Raw genomic sequence first — 383 nt, 5'->3', positions numbered from 1 at the left:
AACATCGAGCCACTGATTTCATTACGCACTAAAAATCCATTATCTGCCAACAACGTCTGTTCACCATCAAACCCTCTTACGGTATAGCGATTCCCAATCGAGAATCGATCTTGTGGGGTCAGTGGTTTTTTACTGTACTGTGTTCGCCATTCAGCAAGATACTGTAGCGATTGATTGCCGACTTTAAATGGTACTTGCAGACTGGCATTGGCTTGTAAAATACCCACATGGGTATACGCTTCACCAAATTCTTCTTCAGGTGCATGCATTGCATTAAATGCACCTGTACCGCGTTTATAGGTTAAATTGCCTGTTAAAGTCGCATTGGCTAGATATTCTGTATGATCCAAACTGGCTTTCCAGCCACCGGTTTTTCGACGTTG

The 383-nt window shown here is 43.1% G+C and carries 1 protein-coding gene; it reads right to left on the bottom strand.

Annotated elements, in window-relative coordinates:
* Window positions 1-383, bottom strand: a 383-nt coding sequence (locus M2R48_RS21125) for a ShlB/FhaC/HecB family hemolysin secretion/activation protein (protein ID WP_262087582.1), incomplete at both ends; no start/stop codon positions are given.

The organism is Acinetobacter sp. I-MWF, from assembly GCF_025433935.1.
Taxonomy (GTDB): Bacteria; Pseudomonadota; Gammaproteobacteria; order Pseudomonadales; family Moraxellaceae; genus Acinetobacter; species Acinetobacter guillouiae.
The sequence above is the reverse complement of the archived record's forward strand: the minus strand, read 5'-3'. Positions and strand labels throughout refer to the sequence as shown.